This is a genomic window from Marinovum sp. 2_MG-2023, assembly GCF_030548265.1.
GTDB lineage: Bacteria > Pseudomonadota > Alphaproteobacteria > Rhodobacterales > Rhodobacteraceae > Marinovum.
The window spans coordinates 55,147-81,839 of sequence record NZ_JAUOSD010000009.1; the positions used below are offsets into that span (position 1 = coordinate 55,147).

Below are 26,693 nucleotides of genomic sequence, written 5' to 3' on the forward strand. Positions count from 1 at the left end.
GACGGCAAATTACGTCATGTTAGCGCAAACAAATGGGCGCAAAAAGTGGCGCACTCACATCTGACCCCGGAGTTCCGGGCCCGAACAGGAATATCCCATGATCCTTTGCTGCGGTGAATCACTGATCGACATGCTGCCCCGCGAAACCACGTTGGGTGAATCGGCCTTCGCCCCTCATACCGGCGGCGCAGTTTACAACACCGCCATCGCGCTGGGCCGGCTGGGCGCGCCTGCGGGGTATTTCGGCGGGCTCAGCCGCGATCTGTTTGGTCAATTGCTTGAGGCCGACCTGACCGCATCCCATGTCGACAGCAGCCTGGCACCACGCAGCGACAATCCGACAACCCTGGCCTTTGTCACGCTGAAAGACGGTCATGCGACCTATGCCTTTTACGACGAAAACACCGCCGGCCGGATGATGGATCCCGCGGATCTGCCTGCCCTGCCCGAAGCGCTGACAACGCTGTTCTTTGGCGGCATCAGCCTGGTCAGCGAACCCTGCGCCGACACCTATGCAGCCTTGGCCAGCCGGGAAGCCACCAATCGCCTGATCATGATCGACCCCAATATCCGCCCCGGTTTCATCCGCGATGCCGCGCGCTATCGGGCCCGGCTGGACGCGATGATTGCACTGACTGACATCGTCAAGGTCTCTGACGAGGATCTGGAATGGCTGACCGGCGGCACCGATCCACAGGCCCTGATTGACCAGGGCGTCGGCGTTGTCCTGATGACCCGCGGCGCACAGGGCGTTCTGGCGCTCAGCGCCAAGGGCAGTCTGGACCTGCCAACCGAAAAGGCCAAAGTGGTCGATACCGTGGGCGCGGGCGATACGTTCAACGCCGGCATGTTGGCCGGATTGCACCAATCGGGACTGGCCGACAAAGCTGCCTTTGCCGCCGCAGATCTCGACGCTTTGAAACCCGCCATCGAACTCGGCATGCGCGCCGCCGCCATCACCGTCAGCCGCGCGGGCGCCAATCCGCCCTGGTCACACGAACTGGCATGAGAGCGGTCCTGCAACGGGTGTCAGAGGCCGCTGTCCGGGTCGATGGCCAGCGCATCGGCCAATGCGGCCCCGGCCTGATGATCCTGATCTGTGCCATGCAGGGCGACACCACAGCCGAAGCGGAAAAATTGGCGGCCAAAACCGCCCGCCTGCGGATTTTCCCGGATGAGACCGGCAAGATGAACCGCGCGCTGCGCGACATCAACGGGTCCGCCCTGGTGATCAGCCAATTCACCCTCGCTGCGGATTGTCGGCGCGGCAATCGGCCCGGGTTTTCCGCCGCTGCCCCGCCCGACATTGGGGAAACGCTGTACCTCGCCTTCGCCGAGGCGCTGCGCGGCGAAGGCATCACCGTCGAAACCGGCCGATTCGGCGCCAACATGCAGGTCAGCCTGATCAACGACGGCCCGGTGACAATCCCGCTGGATACCGACGGCTAGGGGGATCACCCCTGCCGTTTTACAAATTCGGTCAAAATCACAATGCGCTGGCCGTCGACCCGGCCCTCGATATGCCCGGCATTCTCGGCCACCAGCGAAATCCCCCGCACAGCAGTGCCGCGTTTTGCAGTGAACCCGGCACCCTTGACCGGCAGATCCTTGATCAACACAACCGTATCACCCGCCGCAAGGACCACACCATTGGTGTCGCGATGCACGACCTGCGGCACCGCACCGCCCTCGGCTTCTGCCAGAACCGCTTCGGGCAAGGCCCCCATGGCCAGAACTTCCTGCGCCCAAGGGGCCTCCAGCTTCACCAGGATCCGTGCCGCCGCCAATTGCACCTCTGGCCGCTCGGCCCAAACCGCACCGTGCAAACATTGCCAATGTGGATCGTCGCTGACATCCCCTGCCAAACCGGCCGCACATATCGCACAGAGCTGCACCTCGCCAACGGCAACCGCCTCTGGTGCATCACATAATTCACAAACCATCTGGTCCCAATCTTCTTCTCTTGAAAAATACGCATGCCGCCGCCGCCAAAAGCGCGGACAGTCGAACCCCGGGGGCTCATGTCGCCACAAACACCAAGATACTGCGCCTCCGCAAGGAGGCAAATTGAAATCAATCAGGGTTCGCGCAAAGCCTCACGGCTCTTGTAGAGGGGTTTCAACAGATATTGCAGCACGGTCTTTTCGCCGGTGTGCAATTCTACCTGAGCCTGCATGCCGGGCCGGATCTCGATCTGCGCCTGGCGGTCGGTCAGGCTCGACATATCAACGCGCAGGGTCACCTTGTAATGCGGGTCCTGCTCGGCTTCGCGCACGCGATCATCCTTGAAGGTATCCGCAGAAATGAAATCCACCTGGCCCTTCAACGTGCCATAGATCGTGTAATCATAGGCCGACAGCTTGACCGTGGCTGCCTGACCCCGGCGGATATTGGCGATGTCTTCGGGGCGCACCTGGGCCTCGACAAACAATTCCTCGTCCAGCGGAATGATTTGCAGGATTTCTTCGCCGGGGCGGACAACGCCGCCAATCGTAGTGACCGACAGATTGTTGACCATGCCATGCATCGGCGAACGCAACGTGGTGCGGTTCAATTGATCCAGGCTGGATTTCAAGGTCTGTTTCAGCGTCGCCAACTCTTTCAGAGTATCGGAATAGCCCTGTGCGCGCTCAAGCTCGGTTTGGGTGATCACCTCGTTATAGCGCACCTTCGCATCCGCATGTGCCTTGCGGGCGCGGGTCACTTCGATCAGGGCAACCACCTCTTTCGCCAGCATGTTCTCCATCAGCTGCAATTCGCTGGCAGCTTGTTCCAATACCAGTTCGGCACCGTCGCGGCGGCTGACATAATCCCCCTGCCGGGCCGCCAACAGCACGCGTTCCGACGCCACCATTTCCGGCAGCCGGACAATCAGATCGGCCGGCACCTCGAATTCCTTGGCGCCGTCCATTTCGGCCTCAAGCCGGATACGACGAATTTCCAGTGCCGCGATCTGATCCTGAAGGTCGTCAACCGAGGATTGGAACTGGGTGGCATGCAGACGGGCGAGCATATCGCCCTGCATCACGACATCGCCCTCTTTCACCATCAGTTCGGCCAGAATCCCGCCTTCGAGGTTCTGAATGATCTGGGGCCGCGACGACGAAATGATCTCGCCATCGGCGCGCACGATCTCGTCAATCCAGGCAAAGGCCGCCCAAAGGACAAACACCAGAACCGTGACCCCGCAAAGCCAGATCGTCAACGAGGGCCCCCGCAGCTGGCGACCGGCAAAGCCCGAAATATTGGTCGCAGACGCAGCCATCACGATGCCCCCCGCGTGTTGGTCAGATGTTCCAGAACCTTGTCGCGCGGCCCATCCACAGCCATGCGGCCGTTTTGCAGCACCATGGTGCGCGTGGCCAGCGACAGGATGGGCACCCGGTGGGTGGCAATCAACGCGGTGCGCCCCTCAAGCCAGGTTTCCAGCCGGGAAATCAACGTCTTTTCCAACGTTTGATCCAGCGCCGCCGTCGGTTCATCCAGAAGACAGACCACCGGATCCTGCAACCACAACCGCGCCCAGCCAATCGACTGGCGCTGCCCGATAGACAGGCCCGATCCGCCGTCGCGGATCTCCAGATCCAGCCCCTTGGGGTGGCTTTTCACGAATTGGCCAAGCCCGGCGAAATCCAAAGCCTCGAACAGCCGGCCGTCGTCCTGTTCCAGCATGTTCAGGTTCAGGTTGTCGCGCAGCGTGCCGGAAAACAGCCGCACATCCTGGCCCAGATACCCAACCGAGCGGCGGATGTCGCGCGGCGCGATCTGGCCCATATCCGTGCCATCCAGCAGGATACGGCCACTGGTCGGCGCATAAAGCCCGCTCATCAATTTCAGCAATGTTGATTTTCCGGACCCATTGGCCCCCAACACCGCAATTTTCTGGCCGGGCGTGATGCCAATGCCGGGAATGTCCAACACCGCCGGTGCATCTTCTTCATAGCGATAGGTGACTTCGCGGATTTCAAACCCGCCGTCCAGCCGGTCACGGCGCAGATAGCTGCGGGCGGGATCCTGATCCTGCGGCGCCAGCGCCACCCCGTCCAACCCTTCCAATGCCGCGCGCACATTGCCCCAGCGCGCCATTGTCGACGCAAGTTGCGTCAACGGGGCCAGCGTGCGCCCGGTCAGAATGCCGGTAGCAATGATCGAACCCACCGTGAACTGCCCCTGAAACACCAGATATGTGCCGGCAATCACCGCGCAGACATAAGTGGCCTGCTGCACGCCCTGGCTCCAGAATGTCAGCGCAGAGGCCAGCCGCCGCTGATCCGAAGACTTCAGCGATTGCAGCGTCGTCAGTTCCAGCCAAAGACGGCGAAACCGGTCTTCGCCGCGCTGTGTCTTGATCGTGTCCAGTTCCGATACGGCCTCATGCAACAGCCGCGATGCCTTGGTCGAGGCGCCCTGCATTTCCTGCGTCAGACGGATCATGCGTTTTTGCAGGAACACCGACGGCAACACCATCAACACACCGCCAAGGATCAACACCCAGACCACATTGCCCGCGATCGACGCCACAAGCAGCAGGAAGATGAACACAAACGGAATATCCGCCACCGCACCAACGCTGGAGGCGGTAAAGAACTCTCGTACCGAGGAAAATTCGCGCATCGACGCAAAAAGCGACGACGGGGACCGCCCCGGCATATCCGACCGCATCCCCAGAATCCGGTTCATCAACAGGGTCTGCACGTTCAATTCGATCTGCCGCCCGGCGCCGTCAATCAACCGCGCCCGCGCCAGTTTCAACGCTGCCTCCAGCAGCAAGGCAAAGCCGGCCCCGGCCGCCAGCACCCAGAGTGTCGCCTCACTCTGATGCGGGATCACCCGGTCATAGACCTGAAGTGAAAACAGCGCGACAGCAACGGCCAGAAGGTTCGCCACCAAAGACCCAAGTGCAACCTCGCCAAAATAGCGCGAGAATTTGGGAAACTGTCCCCAGAACCAATGGCCCTTGGATTGGCCGTTATTGGCGCCGGCCGATTGACCCGGGGTCTGGTTGGGATCACGCGCGGGGCCTTCGCCCTGCTCAGCTGTGGTCCGCGCGGGCACCGCAGAGGCCGCATCGGCCCGCACCAGACGTCCGGCAAAATAGGGCGTGAATTCCGCCAGCGGCACCGGCGCGCGGTTGTCGGGAAAGCTTGTGTCGAACAGATGGACCACATCGCCGTCCTGCCCCAGCACCAGCACCCATTGCCCGGAGGTCATCCATGCCAGCGCCGGCCAGATGTCGGCGGAAAGTGTCGGGTCGGGGTCCACCTTGGCCGCAACCCCGTTGGCCCCAAGCGCCGCAGCCATCAGCGCGGCATCAATGTCACCTTCTGGCCCAAGCTTTGCCTGCAACGCCTGTTCCAGATCCTGAACCACCACATCACAGCCCAAAAGCCCGGCATAGGTCCGCATCAGCAATGCGCGCGATTTGACCCGCTGTTCCTGTGCCGCCCGATCATGCTTCACCTGTTCTGCCGGTGCCGTGTCCGGGGTTTTTGATCTTGTCTCGTCCTTTGGTGCGGTCATCACCGGATCAGACGCCACCGCACGCAAGGGCGTGGGGCTGGCTTTGCGCCCACCCACGGATTTCAACCAGCGGCTCATATCTCTGACCCGTTGGCCAGCAACCCATAGGCCCGCGCCAGTGAGATCTGCACCCGCGCCAGATCATATTTCAGCGTGATCGCCGCCCCGCTTTGCCGGGCCCATGTTTCATAGACACCAACCACATCCATCACCTGTCGCGCCCCGGCCTCATACTGGGCCTGAAAGAGGTCAAGGTTATGTTTGGCTTGCCGCGCCAAGGTGTTTGCATCGGTCAATTGCCGGGCCAGCGCGACTTCGCGTTGGCGCAAGGCAGAGATTTTGCGCCGGGCATCTTCATCGGCTTGGGTGACCTTGCGGCCTGCGGCCTCCTTGGCGGCCTCGATCGCCTTGAGGCTGGCACCAGTGCCCAGACCCAGAAGTTGATCCGCCGCCAGCGAGAGACCAAAATCGGAATTGTCGCCGGACACGGTTCCCCCGGCCTTGAGCCCCGGAAGATGACCGGCACGGGCGATCTTGGCTTCTGCGATGCTGCGATCCCGATCGGCCTTCGCCTTGAGGACCGTCAGCGGCTCTGTGCCTTCTGCGTCGACCCGAAGCGCCGGAACGCCGCGCAGTTCCTCCAACGGATGCCCGGCCATGGCCGCCAGTTCCGCCAGCGCCGCGCGGGAATCGCCCAACGCGGTATCGCGTTGCGACCGGATTTCGGCCAGCTTCTGGCGAATGATGTTCAGATCAGACCGGTCAGAAACACCGCCCTGCACGCGTTCGTTCATCACCCATTCGAAATGCCCCATATCCTCCAGCGATCTTTCGGCCACGGTGATCTTTTCCCGGCCTTCTTCTGCGGCCAGATAAAGCCCCAACGCGTCATGCACCCGGGTGTTGCTGTCCTGTGACAGGGTCACAGCGGCAAATTCCACGTCATGGGCGGCAAAATCACGTTCGGCCTTTTTGCGGCCGTTGTCATAGATCACCTGTTCGATGAACAGCGATGTGACGAATTCCCCCATCGAATTCAGAGAGATGTTGGGACCAATCGACGGCAGCCAATTCTTGGAGGCCGCCTGCGCCCGCAGGCGTGCTGCGCGCAGCTCTGCTTCTGCGGTACGCGCAGAAGAGGCCATGACCGCGCCCGCCACCGCGCCATAAGGCGATGCCGGATCAAGGATGCTGCGCCGCTCCTGCAAGGTGGCAATGATCGGTGACGCCACCCCCTGTTTTTCCGCAGCAGCAGCAGTGTCGGCTTCGCCGCCCTGCTCTGCTGACCCGTTCAACATCGGTTTGGATTGCAAAAACCGCGTCACGGAATTACCCGCGCCGTCGCCATCGGACATACAGCCCGCCAATACCAACAGACACGGCAGAAGCCCTGCCGCCCGATTTGCCCTGTAGATGTCCCGCCTCATCCGCGCACTGCCTTTCGCGCTTGTTTTTATGGTCGGTCTTGTACGAAGCACGGGCCGCGGCATCGCCGCGGCCCTGCTAATGTTGGTGTCAGATGACAACGTTGGTGATGTCTTCGTCGATCAATACCGTCGCATCGCCCAATTGATATTCAGCAAAGCTCTGGCCATCGCCATTGGTTACGCGGCCCAGATGGGTCGCCCCGGTCAGGGTCACCTGATCGTCGCCATCGCCATAAACGGTCAGCGTATCGCTGGCACCGGACAGCGCCAGAACATCTGCCTCGCTCAGGGTCAAATGCGCCTCTTCGGCAAATTCCAGATCAACCGCTTCGACATTATGCGCGCCCAATCCGGGATTGCCGAGGCTGACCTCGGTGCCGACAACCTCGTCGTCAAGTACCAGATAGTTCGACCGGCTGTTGCCCGCATCATCCGTTGTGCTGACAATCAGATCCGACCCATCCGGCACGTTTTGTGCAAAGATGAAGTTGGTCTCGTTGATTGCCGGAATGTCGACGGCGGTCATGTTCACATCACTGACCACCCCGGCTTCAGACACTTGCAGAACATCCTGTGTGTCTTCGCTGAGCTGGGTGGAAATGCCACGAATACCGGTGACACCCTGGGTGATGCTTTCGATGATCGCCCCATCCGGGGCTTCGGTGTCGATTTGCAGAGTTTCGGTGATGGTATCGGTGTTGCCCGCCGCATCGGTGGCCGACACCGCGAAAGAGGCTTCATATTCGCCCAGCGGCACATTTGCTGCCGGGATATCCACCGTCCAGGCACCGCTGGCGGCCACCGTTGCCACATAATCCTGACCGTTGAAGGCGACAGACACCACCGACCCCGGTTCCACCTGCCCTGCAAGTTGCAGCGCATCGCCGGATTGCAGTTCTTCGATGTTGACCACCCCATCGCTGCCCGCAGAAGAGGACGTCAGCGCCAGCGTGTTGACAAAGGTGTCGATCCGCACAGGTTCGCTGATTTCGGCGACGTTGCCGACAGCATCGGTGCTTGTGACGCTTACGGTCGTGTCATATTCGCCGGCGGTGATCGATCCGTCTTCGAACATGGCCGACCAATTGCCATTGGCATCCACAACCCCGGGGCGGCTCTCGCCTTCGATCGTGACCATGACGCTTGCGCCCGGCTCGGTGGTGCCGGTGATGGTCACCCCCTGGCTGGCTTCTGCGGCGTTGATCACATCGTCGGTTCCGGCCGAAACGTCGAGATTGGCAAAATTCACCACCTCGGTGTCGACCTGAACACTGTCGCTGACCTGCAATGTGTTGCCCGCCGCATCGGTGGTTTCAGCCGTGATGTCGGCCTGATAGGTGCCGGGTGCGATCTCGTTCGCGCCATAGGTCGTGGTCCAATTGCCCGCCGCATCGGTCAGCGCGGTATGGGTCACCCCCGCCAATGTCACAGTGACAGTCGCGCCGGGATTGGACGTGCCCTGGATCACCACCCCGTCCGAAGCTTCGACCATATTGATGACATCGTCACCTTCGATCGCCTCAGACGACAGTGTCAGCGTCCCCGCATCGGTGTCAAAGCTCGCCATCTGGGTCTCGGTCCGGGTGTTGCCGGCCTGGTCCGTCGCGGTCAGATCAAGAGTGACAGATTGCTCGCCAGACGGCAGATCGGACGCCGGGAAGGCCACGCTCCATGTGCCATCCGCCGCCACGGTCGCGGCATGGCTGACACCATCAAGGGTGACAGTCAGGCTGCTGCCGGGTTCAACAACGCCCGTCAGGGTCAGACCCTGAAGCGCCTCTTCGGCATTCACAACCGCATCGCTGCCGCCGGGCAGCGCATCCAGCTGCAATGGTGTGACCAAGCTGTCGACCTGCACAGAACCGCTGGTCGTGGTCACATTGCCGTTGCTGTCGGTGGCGGTCACATTGATCGGCACCGAAACCTCGCCCGTGGGGACATCCGCGGTCGAATAGGACACAGACCATTGGCCATCAGCCCCGGCCAGCGTGGTCAGCGTCGCGGTGCCCATGGTCACCTCAACCGTTGCGCCCGCCTCGGCTGTGCCGGTCACCTGGACCCCATCGGCCCGCTCTTCCGCATTGATGACACCATCGGTTTCGATGCTGGCATCGTTCAGCGTGACCGAAACCTCGGTATCAATCTGTACCGTGCTGGCGGTGCCGCTGGTATTGCCTGCGGCGTCGGTCGATGTTGCGGTGATCGGCGCATCATAGACGCCCGCCGCAAAGCTGCCACCCGGCAGGGTAAAGCCCCAATTGCCGGATGCATCCGTGGTCACCGATTGGGTCACCCCCGCAACGGTCACATCCACCACAGCGCCCGGCGTCGCCGTGCCGGTGATCGCTAGATCCCCCGCCGCTTCACCGGCATTCACCACGCCGTCGCCGCCGATGATCGCAGTGTTGATGGTGATGTCATTGGGCACAGTGTCGATCGTGACCTGGCCCGACACAGAAGACGTATTGCCCGCCGCATCGGTCGAAGTTGCGGTGATGGTGGCATCATATTCACCAGGCTCAAAGCTGCCGCCGGCCAGGGTGAAACCCCAATTGCCGGATGCATCCGTGGTCACCGATTGGGTCACGCCCGCAACGGTCACATCCACAACGGCGCCCGGCGTCGCGGTGCCGGTGATCGCCAGATCGCCGGTCGCTTCATCGGCGTTCACCACACCGTCGCCACCAATGATGCCCGTGTTGATGGTGATGTCGTTCGGGATAGTATCCACCGCAAAGCTGCCCGATACCGACGATGCGTTTCCGGCACCATCGGTCGACGTCACGGTGATCGGCGCATCATATTCACCTGCGGCCAGGGTGCCGCTGGGCAATGTCGTGGTCCAATTGCCATCCGCGTCAGCCGTCACAGATTGGGTCAGGCCAGCCACCGCAACCTCAAGCGCTGCGCCGGGTGTTGCCGTGCCGGTGATCACAACCTCGCCGGCGGCCTCATCCGCGTTCACCACGCCTTCGGCGCCGATGACGGCGGTATTGATCGTGATGTCATTCGGGATCGTGTCGACCACAACCGTTTCGGTCAATGTGGTGGTGTTGCCAAAGCTGTCTTCCGACACCACGGTCACGTCGGTGGTATATTCCCCACCGGCAATTTCGTCCTGGGTGAAATCGACGGACCAGCCACCGGTTTCGTCCACGGTGGTTTCATGCGTGACGTCGTCGATGGTCACGGTGACCCCGGCGCCAACTTCGCCCGTGCCGGTAACCGTCAACCCACTTGGGTGCGCTTCGAGGTTGATCAGATCGCCCGCCTCTGCGGTGCCCCCGGTGACGGCCGTTGCCGGACCGGTCAGGTCAATCACCACTTCGGGACCGGTCAGCTCGGTCACGTCATCTTCGCCGTCGCCGGAAACTGTTACCTCAACAGGATAGGTGCCGTCGTCGGGGAAATTCTCACCCTCAAAGACAACTTCCCATTCGCCATTGTCATCAACAACGGTGTTCACGGTTTCGCCGCCAATGACCACTTCGACTTCGTCGCCAGGTTCGCCCGTGCCGGTGACCGTCACGGTTTCATCGGCACCATCGCCGCCCACGACAACAGATGTGTCGTCAACGGTCGGCGCAACCGGGCCCGCCCCGTTGCCTCCGCCGCCACTGCTGCCGCCACCAAGGGCCGCAAGACCAAGCGCCGCCGCACCCGCCGCACCAGCCGCCCCCAAGAGCGATCCACCGCCCAAAAGACCCGCGGCCAGCATCGACACTTCGTTGTCTTCCGCGCCATACACCTCGGCTGTCACCACCTCGGGACGGCCAGAGTGGATCAGCGCGTCGTTCGGCGACCACTTGCCCCATTCGGCGCTTTGACCATATTCGGCGAACAGAACGCCATTGTTGCCTTCGGCAAAGAATACTTCGTGCAGGACACCGTCGCTGCTGATGAACAACCGCGGCTCGTCCGCGACATCGGCAAAATAGCCTTGCAGCGTGATGACCCGGCCATCGGCCAATTCAATATGCAGATTTTCGCCGCTGCGGGTATATCCGCGCATGTCCGACTGCATCAAATTTAGTGAGACTTCCGCCCCGGGCGCCACTGCGATAACCGCGTTTTGGTCACCCGACTGTAATACGTCACGTTGAATTGCGCCCGCAGATGTGCGGACGACATAATCTATCGCATTCATAACTTTCACCGCTCTACCTCGCGTGACCTCTTTACACAGTGGGTCACGTCGTTTCATTACTTCGACATTACCTGATCCCCACGCCCCAAAAAAGACTTTTTTCGTTGTCGGGTCTAATTTTTGCGGGGAATCCAGAGACATCGGCATCACATGTGATGTGGATAAGTTCCGGGGCTTCAATGTTTTCGGGGAATTTGTGCCGTTTTTCGGGGGTCTGCCGCACCGATTTGCAACCGATTTCAACTGCGCCAGCCGTGACACAGGTTTGTCAGACAAATCGTCGACCCCTGCCCTGGGGCCTCGATGTTTGTTGCAGGACGGCAACGCATTGACCATCCGCGACCGCCACCGCCAGTCCCGATGCCGAAAAAGCAGGCAATCGCGCAAAGCTTTTATATTGCCGGGCCGTTGAAGGAAGCAGAGCTTTACATTGACTTACCCGAACAGGCATCAACTATGTCGGGGACCAAATGTAGGCGGACAATATGACTATTACGGCAAGCATCAGACATCTGACCCATTACAAATACGACCGCCCGGTCACATTGGGGCCGCAAATCATTCGCCTTCGACCGGCCCCGCATTCGCGAACGCGGGTCATCTCGCACTCGCTGAAGGTGACGCCGGAAGATCACTTTGTGAACCACCAGCAAGACCCCTATGGCAACTGGCAGTCCCGGTTTGTGTTCCACGAACCGGTGCGGGAATTCCGCATCGAGGTCGATCTGGTGGCCGATATGACGGTCTATAACCCGTTTGATTTCTTTGTTGATGAAACCGCAGAGAAGTTCCCGTTCAAATACCCGGACGAATTCGGCGACGATCTGGTGATTTATCGCAAACCGGAAAAAACCGGGCCGCGTCTGGCGAAATATCTGTCGAAGCTGCCAAAGAAGGCAAAGAATACTGTCGATTTTCTGGTTGCGCTGAACGCACAGCTTGAAAAAGACATCGGTTATGTCATCCGCATGGAACCCGGCGTTCAGACGCCCGAGGTGACACTGAAAAAGAAAAAGGGCTCTTGCCGGGACACATCCTGGTTGCTGGTGCAGATCCTGCGCAACCTGGGATTTGCGGCGCGCTTTACCTCTGGATATCTGATCCAGTTGAAGCCCGACCTTGTGTCGCTGGACGGCCCCGCCGGCACCGAAGTGGATTTCACCGATCTACATGCCTGGTGCGAGGTGTTTCTGCCCGGTGCCGGCTGGATCGGGCTTGATCCGACCTCTGGCCTCTTGACCGGCGAGAGCCACATTCCCCTCTGTTCGACACCGCATTACCGCAACGCCGCACCGATCACCGGCGGGTTCACCGCCGACGGCCAGCCCGAGGTCGAATTTGATTTCGACATGACGGTCAATCGCGTCGCCGAACACCCCCGGATCACCAAACCGTTTTCCGAAGACTCCTGGAAGGCGCTGGACAAGCTTGGCCACAAGATCGACGCCGAAATGGAAGAACAGGACATGCGCCTGACCATGGGCGGCGAGCCGACATTCGTGTCGATCGACGATTACGAAAGCCCGGAATGGAACACCGCGGCCGTCGGTCCGCAAAAGCGCGAGCTTGCGGATCAATTGATCCGCCGGTTGCGCGACCGCTTTGCCCCCGGTGGGTTCCTGCATTACGGTCAGGGCAAATGGTATCCCGGCGAAACCCTGCCGCGCTGGACCTTTGGTCTTTACTGGCGCCGCGATGGCAAACCGATCTGGTCCAACCCGGACCTGATTGCCAAGGAAAAGCCCGAGAAGCCCGCAGGCATCAAAGAGACCGAGGCGTTTCTGACCAAATTTTCACAGAACCTGGGGCTGGAGCCGGATTATGCCCAACCCACGTTTGAGGACCCGGCGGTCTGGGTGCTGCAAGAGGCGGATTTGCCAGTCAATGTCACGCCCGACGATCCCAAACTGAAAGACCCGGAGGCAAGAGCGCGCATTGCCAAGGTGTTTGCCCGTGGTCTGAACGAGGCCGCCGGCTTTGTCTTGCCGATCCAGCGCTGGCAGGCCAAATCGCAAAGCGGCTGGCGGTCGGAGCGCTGGAAAACCCGGCGCGGCCATCTGTTCCTGATCCCCGGCGACAGCCCGGTGGGGTTCCGCCTGCCATTGGGCGCCCTGCCCCATGTGCCAGAGGTGTCTTACCCATATGTCTATCCGGCCGATACCTCGCTTGATGTCGAAGATCTGCCGAACTTCCACGAAGAGGTCGACGAACGTCGTCGCCTGCTAACCGAAGAGCTGACGCGCATCGCCAAGGAAGAGGCCGCCGCAACGCCGGATGTCTCGAAGGAGCACAAACAACCGGTCACCGCCCCCGTGGATGACGGCGAAGGCGAGCGTCAGACCCGGATGGACCAAATGGCCCGCACCGGGATCGACCCGACCGAAGGCGCCGTGCGCACCGCAATCGCGCTGGAGCCGCGCGACGGCAAGTTGTGCCTGTTCATGCCGCCGGTGGAACGGCTGGAAGACTATCTTGATCTGTTGGCCACAGCAGAGAAAACCGCCGAGGAACTGGGCCTGCCGATCCATGTCGAGGGCTATTCACCGCCCAACGATCCCCGGATCAACAATATCAAGGTCGCGCCCGATCCCGGCGTGATCGAGGTCAACGTGCAACCGGCCCACAATTGGGATGACTGCAAGGCGATCACCAACGGCGTTTATGAAGAGGCGCGCAATTGCCGTCTTGGCGCAGACAAATTCATGATCGACGGCAAACACACCGGCACCGGCGGCGGCAACCATGTGGTTGTCGGTGGTTTGACGCCCAATGACTCGCCCTTCCTGCGCCGTCCTGACCTGCTGCGGTCGCTGATCCTTTATTGGCAGCGCCACCCCTCGCTCAGCTACTTGTTCTCGGGCCTGTTCATTGGCCCGACATCGCAAGCCCCACGGATTGACGAGGCACGCCACGACACGCTTTACGAGCTGGAAATCGCGCTGTCACAGATCCCGGCACCGGGCGAAGGCCCGGCGCCCCAACCTTGGTTGGTTGACCGTCTGTTGCGTAACATCCTGATTGACGTGACCGGCAACACCCACCGCGCCGAGATCTGTATCGACAAGCTGTTTTCGCCTGACGGCCCGACCGGGCGTCTGGGTCTGGTCGAGTTCCGCGGATTTGAGATGCCGCCGGATTCCAAGATGTCGCTGGCACAACAGGTGCTGATCCGCGCGCTTCTGGCACGTTTCTGGAAGGCGCCGATCCAGGGCACGCCGGTCCGCTGGGGCACGGTGCTGCACGACCGTTACATGCTGCCGCATTTTGTCTGGCAGGATTTCCTGGGCGTGCTGCGCGATCTGAAGCAACACGGGTTCGAGTTCCGCTCTGAATGGTACGAGGCCCAGCGCGAATTCCGTTTCCCCTTTGCCGGCGAGGTCGAGGCCGATGGCGTGCATCTGGAGGTGCGGCAAGCGCTGGAACCCTGGCATGTTCTGGGCGAGCGCGGCGCAATCGGCGGCACGGTGCGCTATACCGACAGTTCGGTGGAACGCATGCAGGTGCAGCTGACCGCGACCGAACCGGACCGCTATATCGTGGCCTGCAACAAGCGCCGGGTGCCGATGCATACGACCGACAGCTCCGGCGTGTCGATCGGTGGCGTGCGGTTCAAGGCCTGGCAACCGGCCGAAGCATTGCACCCGGTCCTGCCGGTCGATGCGCCACTGACCTTTGACATCTTTGACACCTGGACCGGTCACGCGTTGGGGGGCTGTACCTATCATGTGGCCCACCCCGGCGGGCGGAACTATGACCACTTCCCGGTCAACACAAACGAAGCGGATGCAAGGCGCCTGGCGCGGTTCGAAAAATTCGGCCACACACCGGGATCTTACTGGCCACCGGCGGAAAACCCGCATCCAGAGTTTCCAATGACGGTAGATTTGCGGCGCGCGCCGGGTGTATAGGGTCCGTTACGGGACCGACCCCACCCAAATAGAAAGACGCCGCATAAATGCCCAAGGCCGAGGCACCCTTTGACCTGATTTCAGGTTACGCGCCGCCCGAAGGCGTGCCGGACGAGCTGTTGCATCGCAATGGCACCATGCGGGATGTCTGGAAGCCATTGATCCGCCATCTGACGGGTCAAACACCAGAGGGTCTGTCGCGCGCCTTCACGCGCGGCGACCAATATCTGCATGATGCCGGGGTCTATTTCCGGCAATATACCCAGGACGGCTCTACCGAACGGGATTGGCCGCTCAGCCATATCCCGGTGATGATCGACGGCAGCGAATGGCAAACCGTGGTCGAAGGGATCACCCAGCGCGCCGACCTGCTGGAGCGGGTGATGGCCGACCTTTACGGTCCCGGCGATCTGATCCGCAACGGAATGCTGCCCGCCGAGCTGGTGGCGCAGAACCCGGAATGGCTGCGCCCGATCGTGAATGTCACGCCCCGGTCGGGGAATTTTCTGCATTTTCTGGCATTTGAAATTGGCCGTGCGCCCGACGGACGCTGGTTTGTTCTGGGCGACCGGACCCAAGCCCCGTCGGGGTCCGGTTTTGCGCTGGAAACCCGGATGGCAACAAGCCATGTGTTCCCGGATCTGTTTTCCGGCATGAATATCGAACGGCTGGCGGGATTTTATCGCCATTTCCGCGATGCGCTGATCGGGTTGCGGGAAACCGATATGGATCTGGTGGCGATCCTGACGCCCGGCACCAACACCGACACCTATTTCGAACATGCCTACATCGCCCGCTATCTTGGCTTTCTGCTGCTCGAAAGCGAGGAATTGAAGGTTGAAAACGGCCGCCTGACGGTCAGCACCATTCATGGCCCGCAACCGATCAGCGTGTTGTGGCGACGGCTGGATTCGCGATTTGCCGATCCGCTGGAACTTGACGAAGGCTCGGCACTTGGCACGCCGGGCATGGTTTCGGCGCTGCGCGGCGGCGCGGTGACCATGGTGAACTGCCTCGGCTCGGGTGTGCTGGAATCCCGTGCCATGCTGGCGTTTTTGCCCCGGATCTGTCAGCGGCTGCTGGGCGCGCCGTTGAAGATGCCCAATATCGCCTCGTGGTGGTGCGGGCAGGCCAAAGAGCGCAATTATGTGCTGGGAAATCTTGACCGCATGTTGATCGGCCCGGCCAATTCCACCCATCTGCCGTTTGATTCCAATGCCAGCTATACGCTCGGCGACGAGGTGCGCAGATCCACCCCCGGAACGGTACAGGATTGGGTCACTCAGGAAGGCAAAGCTCTGGTCGGTCAAGAGGCCGTGCGCCTGTCGACCACGCCGGCCATGATCGACGGTGCCTTGGTGCCGCGTCCGATGGTGGTGCGGGTCTTTGCAGCGCGCACACCGCGCGGCTGGGTGGTGATGCCCGGGGGCTATGCCCGGATTGGCCGCACCGCCGATCCAACCGCCCTGGCGATGCAGGCCGGCGGGTCGGTGGCGGATGTCTGGATCGTGTCGGACAAACCGGTGGCCAAGGACACGCTGGCGGAAACCCCCAAAGGTCCGTTCCTGCGCCGGATGCCGGGGCTTCTGCCCTCGCGCGCGGCGGACAATCTTTATTGGTTGGGCCGCTATGTGGAACGCGCCGAAGCGGCGGTGCGGATGCTGCGGGCCTATCATGGGCGGCTGGAAACCTATGGGCCGGACACCCTGCCCCTGACCGAAGCGATGGCGCTTTATCTCGAAGGCTGGGGCATGTCCCCGCATGAGCCCCTGCCGGACGGTCTTTTGGGATTGTTTGACTCGAGCCTTGGTTGCGCCTCCAAGGTGCGGGACAGATTTTCCACCGATGGTTGGAACGCGCTGTCGGATCTGGCCTCGACCGCGCGGGAATTCGCCCCCCGGCTGAACCACGGCGATGATGCCGCCCGCGCCATGGGCGTGCTGCTGCGCAAACTGGCGGGGTTTTCCGGGCTGGTGCATGAAAACATGTTCCGCTTCAACGGTTGGCGGTTCCTGTGGATCGGGCGCGCGTTGGAACGCGCCAATCAGACCGCCGCATTGCTGGCGCGGTTTGCCGATCCCGGCATTCCCGATGGTGGTCTGGATGTTGCCGTCGAAATCGGCGAAAGCGTGATGAGCCACCGGCGGCGCTATTCGGTGGAGACCAGCCGCGATACGGTGATCGACCTTTTGGCGCTGGACGACGACAACCCGCGATCCATCGCCTATCAGATCAATGAAATTCGCCGCGCCGAGGCCCATATGGCCGAAGGGTTGCATTTGTCGCGCATGGGTGATGCCAGCCGCCTTGTGCTGCGCATTCATACCCAATTGCGCGTGGCCCAGCCCGGCGACATCACCACCGAAAGCCTGATTGCGATGCGCGGCGAGCTGATCGAAATTTCCGACGCCCTTACAACAACATACCTGAGTTGATCCGCCATGCTCTATGATGTCAGACTACGGATCGCCTATCGCTACTACCAACCTGCCGCCGCCAGCCGCACCGTTTTGCGCATGGCCCCACGCGAAATGGCGGGGCAACAAACGCTGAACAGTCGGATCGACATCACGCCAAACCCGAACTATCGGCTGCCGGGTCAGGATTTCTTTGGCAATCCCACAGTCGAGGTTGCCCACGACATGCGGCTGGATGAGATCGAATTTGTCTTTCAGGGCCGGATCCAGCGCGATACGGTCGACACCTCTCTGGACCTCAGCTGCTCTGTCGCGGACATTGGCGGCGAGCTTGGCGGATTGCGCAGCATATCCCCGGCGTCGCCGCATCATTTCCTTGGTGTTTCTCCGCGAATTGCCGCCGACCCCGATATTGCGACTTTTGCCCGCGCGACGGCGACCCCACAGATGTCGACCCTTGATGCGGTTCGCGCCATCAGCCGCGCCATTCACGATACATTCGATTTCGACCCCGACGCCACCCATGTGGCCACCACCCCGCTTGAGGCGTTTCAGGCCCGGCGCGGGGTCTGTCAGGATTACAGCCACGTGATGATCTCGGCGCTGCGCGCACTTGGGATACCTGCGGCCTATGTCTCTGGTTTCTTGCGGACCGAACCGCCAGAGGGGCAACCGCGACTGGAAGGGGCGGATGCGATGCACGCTTGGGTCCGGGCATGGTGCGGGATGGAAAACGGCTGGATCGAAATTGATCCCACCAACAATGTTCTGGTCTCTGCCGATCATATCACCGTGGCTTTTGGCCGTGACTACAGCGATGTCGCCCCGGTCAAGGGCAGCCTGCGATCCTCTGGCGATCAGGACACGCTGCATACGGTGGATGTGGTGCCGGTGAGCTAGGCCATGCCGAAAGGCGGTGTGCGCCAACCCGCCCTCCGGCAACCTCGCCAAGCGGTTCCCCCCCTTACAGCCGCCCGCATCGCGCGGCCTGCTCAATAGGTCGCGCGCCCACCGGAGAGGTCGAAAACCGCCCCCGTCGAATAAGAGCATTCCTGCGAACACATCCAGCCGACCATCGCGGAAATCTCTTCCACCGTGCCCATGCGCCCCATCGGGATCTTGGCCAGCATATAGCCGATTTGTTCCTCTGTGACGTCGTCCAGCATTTCCGTTTTGATCACGGCTGGGCAAATCGCATTGACGCGGATGTTGCTTGTCGCCAGCTCTTTGCCAAGGCTTTTGGTCAAGCCGATCACTCCAGCCTTGGACACGGAATAGGCCGACGCATTGGGATTTCCCTCTTTGCCCGCCATGGACGAGATGTTCACAATCCGCCCGTAATCGCCCGTTTGCATATGGGGCACGATGGCCCGACAGGTGTGGAAGATCCCGTTCAGGTTCACGTTCATCACCGCGTTCCAGGTGTCGATCGGATAATCGACCAGCGCCGTGTTCACCCCCGCGATCCCCGCCGCGTTGACCAATATGTCGATACCGCCCAGCGCCTCGGCGGCCTGTGTAGCGGCGGTTTCGACATTGGCATAATCCGACACATCGACCCTGTCGGTGATCACCTTGCCTAATGGATCAAGCGCCGTTTTGGCCCGCTGCAGCGCCACCTCATTAACGTCCCACAGGGCGACAGAGGCCCCGCTTTCCAAAAACCGTTTGGCAAAGGCGAACCCCATACCGCGGGCACCACCTGTGATCACGGCCCGACGGCCCTGAAGATCCAGAGTATTCATATGTGTTCCCTTCTTCGATCCGCGCCTGCCGTTAAAAGGCGACAACCTTCTGTTTTTGTGAACCTAATCCGTCGATCCCAAGGGATACTTCATCGCCGACGTTCAACCAGACGGGCGGTGTCATGCCTGCGCCCACACCCGGCGGTGTGCCGGTGCAAATCAGATCGCCGGCCTCCAGGCGTGTGAATTCGGACATGTAGCTGACGATGGTTGCCACATCGAAAATCATCGTTGCGGTATTGCCGGTTTGCATGCGCGTGCCATTCACATCAAGCCACATGCCCAGGTTTTGCACGTCCTCGATTTCGTCTCTGGTTGCCAGAAACGGCCCGGTCGGACAGAAATTGGGAAAGCTTTTGCCTTTGACCCATTGACCCGACCGTTCCATCTGCCACGCCCGTTCCGACAGGTCGTTCACCACGACAAAACCGGCGACGTGATCCATTGCCTCTGCTTTGGAAATGTTGAGCGCAGGTTTGCCGATGACGATCCCCAACTCGACCTCCCAGTCCAGTTTTGTCATCTGGGCAGATTTGAGGATATCGTCACCCGCACCACAGTAGGTCACTGTGGATTTGTTGAACAAAATGGGCTCGTCCGGCACCGGTAGACCGGCCTCTTTTGCGTGGTCCGAATAGTTCAGGCCGACGCACCAGATGTTGAAGGGCTGCGCCACGGGCGGCGCCAACCGTTTGCCAGCGATATCCGCGACAGGCAGGCTTTGGGGATCGGTGGCTGCAAGCGTCGCCAACAATTCGGGCGACAGGGTTCGCGGGCCAAAGTCCTGCACAATGGACGAGGCATCGCGCGCCACGCCATCGGCATCAAGGATACAGGGAATTTTGGCGCCATACCGGTCACCATAACGTGCGAGCTTCATGATTTTTGTCCCTTGTTATTCTGTTGGCCCCACCATGTGTTCGCCAAGGGCGCCCCCCCGACAAAGGCCTGTGCGCCAAGCGTGTCCTGAATTCGGAGGCATTCGTTCCATTTCACCATCCGCTCTGATCGGGTGAACGAGCCGACCTTCAGCTGCCCCCCGCCCAATCCGGTCGCCAGATGGCTGATCGAGACGTCTTCGGTTTCGCCAGAGCGCGCCGAAACAATCGCGCCCCAGCCCCCGGCCCGTGCCTTGCGGAAGGTGTCAAAGCTTTCAGTGACGGTGCCGGCTTGATTGACCTTGATCAGCACCGCGTTGCAGGCGCCATCTGTCTGTGCCTGTTCCACAAGGGCCGCGTTGGTCACAAGGTAATCGTCGCCGATGATTTGCACCTTGTCGCCAAAACGGCGCGTAAACTCGCGCGTGCCGTCCTTGTCGGTTTCGGCAAGCGGGTCTTCGATTGAAACAATGGGATAGGCATCAAGCCAGCCGCCCAACATGTCGATCATGGCGCTGCTGTCCATGTCGCGATTTTCAAGCGCCAGCTGATAACGGCCATCGCTGCAAAACTCAGAAGCCGCAATGTCGAGCGATATGACAACCCGTTCACCGGGTTTCTCGCCCGCTTTTTCGATCGCACCGATCAGCGTTTCCAGCGCCTCTTCGTTGCTGTCAAACATCGGCCACCAGCCGCCCTCGTCGGCGACACCCGCCAGTTTCCCCCTGGACCGCATGATGTCGCCGGCCGCGAAATAGACTTCGTTCGTGATCTCCATCACTTCGTCAAAGCTGCTGGCGCCGGGGACCATGATCATGAAATCCTGAATATCGACGCGGCGTCCCGCATGGGCCCCGCCGCCAAAAATCTGGATTTCGGGCAATGGCAATGACGGTGTGAACCCGGTCTGATCCGCCACATGCCGCCACAAGGCACAGCCCGCATCCGCCGCCGCCGCATGCAGAACCGCGAGGGATGTCGCAACCGTGGCATTGCCGCCCAAGGTGTTTTTCAACGGTGACGGATCAAGAGCAAGAATGGCCGCGTCTGCGCCGGATTGATCCTGCACATCCCGCCCCTTGAGCACGGCTGCAATGGGGCCATTCACATTTTCCAAGGCACGCCCGACGTTCTTGCCCTGCAGCGCGGCACCACCATCGCGCAGATCAATCGCCTCACGCGTGCCACGCGACGCCCCTGCCGGTGCAATGGCACGCCCGATTGTGCCAGTGTCCAGAACGACATCCACTTCGACCGTTGGATGCCCGCGTGAGTCCCAGACCCGCCGCCCGATTACATCTTTGATATGTGACACGTTTATGTTTCCTTCAAACCTGTTGTCAGACGCTCAACCACCGCTGAAAGGGTTGAGGCCGGTTGTTCGATCAGGGAAAGGGCCAAGCCGCGCACCTGCGCGCGCTCGGCCTCATCCAGATATTCTACGGGGGATTTTCCGTCGACCCGCGCCAACATCAATGCCGGCAGCAGCCGGGCAACCCGACCTTCCAGCTGCGCCTGCGGCTCCCATGTTACATGGGGTGCATAGGCCGACCAGAAAGCGCCGATTTCCGCCAGCAGCGCGCGACGTGTTTCGGGGATATGCACGGACTTAAGCACCAGATGATTGAGGCAAAATGCCGTGTCGAAGCTGGCGTCCCCCATCGTCGCGCATTCGGCGTCCAGAACAATTGCCCCGCCGTCGCGAAACAGGATGTTCTTTGGGCTGACGTCGCCATGCACCAGAACGGCGGAACTGTCATAGAGCATAGCCGCCAATGCGTTCAGCTGCCCCGCCACTTCGGGATGGGCGCTGGCCGTGAAGGTCAGATAGGGCTCGATCCTGAGGGCGCGGAAATCGTCGTGATTTTGAAACGGGGTTTTGTTGAATGCCGGGGCGGTCGAGGCCGCATGAATGCGTCCGATCATGTCACCGACGATTGCGGCCTCGCCCTTTGGGGCGGCCCCCGCAAGCATCCGGACCTTCCACAGATAGACACCCGCGCCGGTGACAAACTCCATCGCAAAGCCATGTGCCGTATCCGACCTGCCAAAAAGCTGCACGGCGTTTTGTGGCAGGATGTCTGCGGCGACCTGTAACCACGCGTATTCTGCGGCGTTGCGATGCACCGGCGCGCGCCAATCCGCAGCGACCTTGAGCTTGGGCAAGGCAAACTTGACGCAATACTGCGCCTCGCCCACCGCAACACGCGCGATGTCAGAGGCGACCCCCCCCGTCAGCGGTACAATCGACGTAATTTCCGCGATACGGCCAAGCCCCAGATCCACGATCAGGTCTTTGCATCTCTGTTCCAGTGTCTGGGTCATTTGGCGTGGGTCCATGTATATGTTCACGTGAACATTTAAGATAAAGCACCTTTTTCTGTCAAGACACATCGCAAACTAAATGCTAGTAAACCGAAGTCTTGAAAGGTATCCGCTTTGACCCGCGTCACCATCAAATCGATTGCCAAAGACCTTGGCATTTCTCACATGACAGTCTCGCGCGCGCTGTCGAACAACCCGAATGTCCTGAAAGAAACGCGAGACGCCGTTCAAAATCGCGCACGTGAGCTTGGCTATGTGAAAAACGCCGCTGCGATGGCAATGCGGGGGGATGGGGCCAAGATTGTCGGCTTGGTTCTGCCCAATATCGTCAACGAATTTTACGCGCGTTTTGCCAATGCGATGGCCCTTGCTTGTGATGCCCATGCCTTGCAGCTTGTCATTCATCTGACCAATGACAATATCGAAACGGAACAACAGGCGCTTGACCGGCTGCGCGAAATTCAGGCCGCTTGTGTGGTGATGGTTCCCGCACCCGGGGATACACCCGCCAAGGTGTCGCCGCCGGATTCCATGCGGCTGATCGAGCTGATCCGCCGACGCGAAAGCCCGAACCCGAACCCGTCAATCCTTGTCGAAGATTCCCCCGCCATCATCGCGGCGGTGGCGCATTTGGCACAGGCCGGGCACAGCCGCATTGCCTATATCGGGGCGGATGAAACCCTGTCGAGCGGCCGAGGCCGCCTTGCGGCGTTTCTGGCCGGTGCGCATGATCTTGGGCTGGAAACCCCTGCTGAATTGATCCGAACAGGAACGCCCTCTTTCGAAATGGGCCGCAGCAATGCCGTCGAAATCCTGACGTCGCGCCAGGCCACGGCCCTGGTCTGTGGCGGTTTCGAAATCTCGAACGGCGCGCTCAGTGCCTTCATGGACAGCCTGGGCGCAAACGACAGTCAGCCGGCCTTTGTGGGCTATGGCGATCCGTCATTTTACCAATGGATAAATGGCGGCATGACGACAATCAGGGTGCCGGTGGAACCTCTGGTCGAAAGCGCCATTGCCTTGATTTCCGCCACCTCGCCCGCAGAACAGGTTCTGAAAACCTCTTTTCCGGCAGAGCTGGTCCTGCGCTAGGGCGAGCACCGCCACCCTGCCCCCCAAAACAAATGCGGCCAACGATCGGGAAACCACCCAAATCATTGGCCGCATCTGGTGCGCTTAAAGGGCGAAGGTCACGCCGTCATTTGGCATAGGCCAATTCGGGCAAGAAGGTCGCGATGACCGGAATGAAGAGGATCATCAGCAGGGTGATCACCTCAACCTGCAGAAACCACCAGATACCGCCGAAAATCTCTTTTAACGAGAAGGACGGTGCGACCCCTTTGAGCACAAAGGCATTCAATCCGACCGGGGGCGTGATCAATCCGATCTCCAGCGTTTTGACCACCACAATCGCCAACCAGATCGGATGCGCGCCCAGTTCGATCAGCGGCGGCACAAAAATCGGCACGGTCAGGAACATCACCGACACCGGATCAACCATACAGCCCAACACCAACAAGAGCAGGACATAGATACAGACAATGCCCATCATCGACATATCAAGACCGACGATATATTCGGACACCGCCCCCGATGCGCCGCTTACCGCCAGGTAGGACGAGAAGATCAAGGCCCCGACGAGAATGATGAAGATCACCGATGTGGTCTGCGCGGTGTCAAGAAAGACCTCTTTCAAAACCGCAAAGGACATCCGTTTGCGCAGCAATGCGATCAGAAAGGATCCGATGGCCCCAATTGCACCGGCTTCTGTCGGGGTGATGATGCCAGCATAGATGCCACCGATCACGACGCTGCCAAGTACCAGAAAGCTCCAGACGCCTTTCAAAGATTGCAGACGCTCTTCGATCCCGGCTTTGGGCAGGGCCGGCGCCATGTCGGGGTTACGGCTCACACGGATATAGATCATCACAAGGTATGCAAACGCCGTCAGCAGCCCCGGAACAATGCCGGCGATCAACAGCTTGGGCACAGATTCCCGCGCGATAATCCCGTATACGATCAAGTTGATGCTTGGCGGGATCATACCGGCAAGCGTGCCCACCGTGGCCACACAGCCAGCGGCCAGTTTGCGGTTCACCTTGAGACGCAGCATTTCCGGGATCGCGACACGCCCGAACACCGCAGTCGACGACGTTGTCGACCCGGAACACGCGGCAAAGGCAACGGCCGCAACCGTCGTGGAAATCACCACACTGCCCTTGAGATGCCCCAACCAGGCGCGCGTCGCCCGATAGATGTCCTGCGTGATGCCAGCCTTGGCCGCGACATGCCCCATAAGAAGGAACAGCGGCACCGCGCTCAGCGCATATCCCGACCCGATGTCGAACAACCGCCCGCCGATGGCGTCAAAGGTGATTGTTGTCCCGCGAATGAACGCAAATCCGGCGGCACCTGAAATCAACAATGAAATGCCCACGGGAACACGCATGACCATAAGGACCGCGACCATCCCAATCACAAACGGTAATTGCAGTGATTCAATCATGGCATTGCCTCATCTTCAGCGGGGTCGTTTTGCGGGACATCATTTTGTCCGTTTTCCTCAAACAGCTCGTCTCTGGTGATCAAATGGATCAACTGCGTCAGAAACCGGAGCGAGAACAGCGCCAGGCCAACCGGAATACCCGCACGGGCCCACCAGGTTTTCACTTCGACAATGCCCAGGACAGTGTCGCCCATGACATAGTTGCTCCATGCGGATTCCGCGCTTGTCCAGGTCAGGATGGCAAAGAACAAAAACGCAGCAAGAAGGTAGACACCCTCGACAACCTTTCGAAGGCCACGGGGCAAGTGATCGTACAGGATACCCACAGTGATATGGGCGTCATGGCGCTGGGAATATCCCAGGCCCAGATAGATCAGATACACAAACATCAAACTGACGTACTCATAAGCGCCGGGCAAGCTTATGGAAAACAGGGCCCGTGCAAAAACTTCGAGTACGGTGATGGTCATCATTATCGCAACGGCCATGGCCGACGCATAACAGGCGATTTCCTCCAGCTTTCTTTGCACCGCCAAGGTGCTGCTGGCCAAATTTGTCATTGAGACGTCCCTCCCTCAAATCACAGGCATTCGAACAGGCGGAACACATCGCGATCCGCATCGGGCCAAGGCCGGCCCACACTGCGCAGCGGTGTTTCGAAATCGTCGCGCCGCCCACAGCCTGTTCAGGTATTTTGGGCGGCGCGTTGAATGATCAGACGATATGTCTGGTCCAGTGCAGCTGAATTCAGCCGCCGTGCTCTTTCAGAAGCTTCAGGAAATCATCCAGAACCGCTTGACCGGCAAGACCATCTGCTTCGCGGGCCTCGACCCAGCTCTGCCATGCCGCGTCACGCACGCCCTGCATCTTGGCTTGTTCGGCTTCGTCCAGCTTGACGATTTCTGTCTGCTCTTTCAGCGCGGCAACCGCTTCAACTTCGGCTTCTTCAAGAAGGTTGCGGGCCTGGGCGACGGTTTCGTCTCTGACTTCTTCGATCACGGCCTTCACATCGTCCGGAAGGGCATTCCAGGTATCGAGGTTCATGGACACCGGCATCGGGAAGTAGAACCAATCCACATCGTCCCAGTAGCTGAAGATTTCGCCAAACCCAAAGGCATAGGCATCCGCAGGGGCACCGATGATCGCGGCGGTCACAACGCGGCGTTCTGCGGCGGCGGGCAGTTCACCCCATGGGATACCGTAAACAGTGATGTCCAACTCTTTCAGGATCTCGGCCGCGCCACCATGCGCACGGATCTTGGCAGACTTCAGATCGGCAATCGTGCGGATCGGATCATGCGACAGCAGCTGGATCGACCCCCACTGCCCCGGGAACAGGTACTTCTGGTTCATCGCGGTGAATTCAGCTTCGACCGCCGGTGTTTGGAAAAGATCGTGACCGGCCTGAACATGGGCCATCGGGTTTTCGGTCATGAACGGCAGCGATGTCACGTTCGCCAGCGGAAACAGACCGGGGTTATAGACCGGAGAGAATTCCCCCATGTCAAATGCGCCGACCTTGATGTTTTCGGGCTGGCCCGAAAGCTTGCCCAGTGCGCCGCCGAAAATGCGGGTGAATTTGACCTTGCCGTCCGAGCGCTTTTCGACTTCATCCATGAACCAGCGCGTCGCCAGGTTGGACGGGCCTTTGCCGGTATATGCATGGTATTTGAGGTTGATTTCCTCTGCCATGGATAGTGTCGGCGCGACCAGCGTGGCCGCCGCGACCAAGGCGCTTGCACATAGCGTTTTGACGAGTTTCATTGTTAAACCTCTCCCTTTTGTGTTTTACCGCGTTTGCAGATGCAAAGCGGCCTCCC

Annotated in this window: 18 protein-coding genes; 6 read left to right on the forward strand and 12 right to left on the reverse strand. The window is 60.4% G+C overall.

Features of this window, described 5'->3' with window-relative positions:
- The first annotated feature begins 97 nt into the window (after positions 1–97).
- Positions 98–1,009, forward strand: a complete 912-nt coding sequence (locus tag Q4577_RS12005; protein WP_303469489.1) for a carbohydrate kinase — start codon at positions 98–100, stop codon at positions 1,007–1,009.
- The gene (gene dtd, locus Q4577_RS12010) at positions 1,006–1,449 is read left to right on the forward strand and encodes a D-aminoacyl-tRNA deacylase (protein WP_303469488.1); all 444 of its coding nucleotides are present in this window, start codon (positions 1,006–1,008) and stop codon (positions 1,447–1,449) included. Before Q4577_RS12005 ends, dtd begins: the two co-directional genes overlap by 4 nt.
- A 5-nt stretch (positions 1,450–1,454) precedes the next feature.
- On the opposite strand, the gene Q4577_RS12015 is transcribed toward dtd, so the two are convergent.
- The 5 genes from Q4577_RS12015 to Q4577_RS12035 all read right to left on the reverse strand — a co-directional run bounded on the left by Q4577_RS12015 (position 1,455) and on the right by Q4577_RS12035 (position 10,959).
- Positions 1,455–1,943, reverse strand: coding sequence for an alkylphosphonate utilization protein (locus tag Q4577_RS12015; RefSeq protein WP_303469487.1), 489 nt, complete (start codon positions 1,941–1,943; stop codon positions 1,455–1,457).
- A 134-nt stretch (positions 1,944–2,077) separates the two neighbouring features.
- Positions 2,078–3,265 (reverse strand): HlyD family type I secretion periplasmic adaptor subunit, encoded by a 1,188-nt coding sequence (locus Q4577_RS12020; protein WP_244688877.1) that lies wholly within the window; start codon positions 3,263–3,265, stop codon positions 2,078–2,080.
- On the reverse strand, positions 3,265–5,598 hold the full coding sequence (locus Q4577_RS12025) for an ATP-binding cassette domain-containing protein (protein WP_303469486.1): 2,334 nt from the start codon (positions 5,596–5,598) through the stop codon (positions 3,265–3,267). The genes Q4577_RS12020 and Q4577_RS12025 overlap by 1 nt, the downstream gene beginning before the upstream one ends.
- A complete protein-coding gene (locus Q4577_RS12030) occupies positions 5,595–6,875 on the reverse strand; it encodes a TolC family protein (RefSeq protein ID WP_303469485.1) in 1,281 nt (426 codons plus the stop codon). The genes Q4577_RS12025 and Q4577_RS12030 overlap by 4 nt, the downstream gene beginning before the upstream one ends.
- 160 nt (positions 6,876–7,035) lie before the next feature.
- Complete coding sequence (locus tag Q4577_RS12035) at positions 7,036–10,959, reverse strand: Ig-like domain-containing protein (RefSeq protein ID WP_303469484.1); 3,924 nt, start codon at positions 10,957–10,959, stop codon at positions 7,036–7,038.
- A gap of 620 nt (positions 10,960–11,579) precedes the next feature.
- Between Q4577_RS12035 and Q4577_RS12040 the strand changes: the two genes are divergently transcribed.
- The 3 genes from Q4577_RS12040 to Q4577_RS12050 are packed head-to-tail and all read left to right on the forward strand — an operon-like array spanning position 11,580 to position 18,319.
- The gene (locus tag Q4577_RS12040; RefSeq protein WP_303469482.1) at positions 11,580–15,002 is read left to right on the forward strand and encodes a DUF2126 domain-containing protein; all 3,423 of its coding nucleotides are present in this window, start codon (positions 11,580–11,582) and stop codon (positions 15,000–15,002) included.
- A gap of 47 nt (positions 15,003–15,049) precedes the next feature.
- Positions 15,050–17,437: a circularly permuted type 2 ATP-grasp protein gene (locus tag Q4577_RS12045; protein ID WP_303469481.1), complete on the forward strand. Its 2,388-nt coding sequence runs from the start codon at positions 15,050–15,052 to the stop codon at positions 17,435–17,437.
- Between the two features lie 6 nt (positions 17,438–17,443).
- Positions 17,444–18,319 carry a transglutaminase family protein gene (locus Q4577_RS12050; protein WP_303469480.1) on the forward strand — a complete coding sequence of 292 codons (876 nt, stop codon included), beginning with the start codon at positions 17,444–17,446 and terminating at the stop codon, positions 18,317–18,319.
- Between the two features lie 92 nt (positions 18,320–18,411).
- Here the strand turns inward: Q4577_RS12050 and Q4577_RS12055 are convergent, their stop codons facing one another.
- From Q4577_RS12055 to Q4577_RS12070, 4 genes are read right to left on the reverse strand one after another with little or no spacing between them, the layout of a single operon-like run.
- Positions 18,412–19,164, reverse strand: coding sequence for an SDR family NAD(P)-dependent oxidoreductase (locus tag Q4577_RS12055; RefSeq protein WP_303469479.1), 753 nt, complete (start codon positions 19,162–19,164; stop codon positions 18,412–18,414).
- A 31-nt stretch (positions 19,165–19,195) separates the two neighbouring features.
- Positions 19,196–20,044 carry a fumarylacetoacetate hydrolase family protein gene (locus Q4577_RS12060; RefSeq protein ID WP_303469478.1) on the reverse strand — a complete coding sequence of 283 codons (849 nt, stop codon included), beginning with the start codon at positions 20,042–20,044 and terminating at the stop codon, positions 19,196–19,198.
- Positions 20,041–21,357: a phosphopyruvate hydratase gene (gene eno, locus Q4577_RS12065; RefSeq protein ID WP_303469476.1), complete on the reverse strand. Its 1,317-nt coding sequence runs from the start codon at positions 21,355–21,357 to the stop codon at positions 20,041–20,043. The genes Q4577_RS12060 and eno overlap by 4 nt, the downstream gene beginning before the upstream one ends.
- A 2-nt stretch (positions 21,358–21,359) precedes the next feature.
- A complete protein-coding gene (locus Q4577_RS12070) occupies positions 21,360–22,367 on the reverse strand; it encodes a phosphotransferase family protein (RefSeq protein ID WP_303469474.1) in 1,008 nt (335 codons plus the stop codon).
- Positions 22,368–22,481: 114 nt separating this feature from the next.
- Here Q4577_RS12070 and Q4577_RS12075 point away from each other — a divergent pair, with 114 nt between their 5' ends.
- The gene (locus tag Q4577_RS12075) at positions 22,482–23,459 is read left to right on the forward strand and encodes a LacI family DNA-binding transcriptional regulator (protein ID WP_303469473.1); all 978 of its coding nucleotides are present in this window, start codon (positions 22,482–22,484) and stop codon (positions 23,457–23,459) included.
- 106 nt (positions 23,460–23,565) lie between these two features.
- On the opposite strand, the gene Q4577_RS12080 is transcribed toward Q4577_RS12075, so the two are convergent.
- From Q4577_RS12080 to dctP, 3 genes are all read right to left on the reverse strand, one after another.
- A complete protein-coding gene (locus Q4577_RS12080) occupies positions 23,566–24,873 on the reverse strand; it encodes a TRAP transporter large permease (protein WP_303469472.1) in 1,308 nt (435 codons plus the stop codon).
- Positions 24,870–25,433 carry a TRAP transporter small permease gene (locus Q4577_RS12085; protein ID WP_303469470.1) on the reverse strand — a complete coding sequence of 188 codons (564 nt, stop codon included), beginning with the start codon at positions 25,431–25,433 and terminating at the stop codon, positions 24,870–24,872. Before Q4577_RS12085 ends, Q4577_RS12080 begins: the two co-directional genes overlap by 4 nt.
- Before the next feature lie 187 nt (positions 25,434–25,620).
- Complete coding sequence (dctP, locus tag Q4577_RS12090) at positions 25,621–26,637, reverse strand: TRAP transporter substrate-binding protein DctP (RefSeq protein WP_244688865.1); 1,017 nt, start codon at positions 26,635–26,637, stop codon at positions 25,621–25,623.
- Positions 26,638–26,693: the final 56 nt, after the last annotated feature.

Coding starts and splice junctions, on each gene's coding strand:
- Q4577_RS12005 (WP_303469489.1), top strand. CDS start 98: ATGATCCTTTGCTGCGGTGAATCACTGATCGACATGCTGCCCCGCGAA.
- dtd (WP_303469488.1), top strand. CDS start 1,006: ATGAGAGCGGTCCTGCAACGGGTGTCAGAGGCCGCTGTCCGGGTCGAT.
- Q4577_RS12015 (WP_303469487.1), bottom strand. CDS start 1,943: ATGGTTTGTGAATTATGTGATGCACCAGAGGCGGTTGCCGTTGGCGAG.
- Q4577_RS12020 (WP_244688877.1), bottom strand. CDS start 3,265: ATGGCTGCGTCTGCGACCAATATTTCGGGCTTTGCCGGTCGCCAGCTG.
- Q4577_RS12025 (WP_303469486.1), bottom strand. CDS start 5,598: ATGAGCCGCTGGTTGAAATCCGTGGGTGGGCGCAAAGCCAGCCCCACG.
- Q4577_RS12030 (WP_303469485.1), bottom strand. CDS start 6,875: ATGTCCGATGGCGACGGCGCGGGTAATTCCGTGACGCGGTTTTTGCAA.
- Q4577_RS12035 (WP_303469484.1), bottom strand. CDS start 10,959: ATGCGCGGATATACCCGCAGCGGCGAAAATCTGCATATTGAATTGGCC.
- Q4577_RS12040 (WP_303469482.1), top strand. CDS start 11,580: ATGACTATTACGGCAAGCATCAGACATCTGACCCATTACAAATACGAC.
- Q4577_RS12045 (WP_303469481.1), top strand. CDS start 15,050: ATGCCCAAGGCCGAGGCACCCTTTGACCTGATTTCAGGTTACGCGCCG.
- Q4577_RS12050 (WP_303469480.1), top strand. CDS start 17,444: ATGCTCTATGATGTCAGACTACGGATCGCCTATCGCTACTACCAACCT.
- Q4577_RS12055 (WP_303469479.1), bottom strand. CDS start 19,164: ATGAATACTCTGGATCTTCAGGGCCGTCGGGCCGTGATCACAGGTGGT.
- Q4577_RS12060 (WP_303469478.1), bottom strand. CDS start 20,044: ATGAAGCTCGCACGTTATGGTGACCGGTATGGCGCCAAAATTCCCTGT.
- Q4577_RS12070 (WP_303469474.1), bottom strand. CDS start 22,367: ATGACCCAGACACTGGAACAGAGATGCAAAGACCTGATCGTGGATCTG.
- Q4577_RS12080 (WP_303469472.1), bottom strand. CDS start 24,873: ATGATTGAATCACTGCAATTACCGTTTGTGATTGGGATGGTCGCGGTC.
- Q4577_RS12085 (WP_303469470.1), bottom strand. CDS start 25,433: ATGACAAATTTGGCCAGCAGCACCTTGGCGGTGCAAAGAAAGCTGGAG.
- dctP (WP_244688865.1), bottom strand. CDS start 26,637: ATGAAACTCGTCAAAACGCTATGTGCAAGCGCCTTGGTCGCGGCGGCC.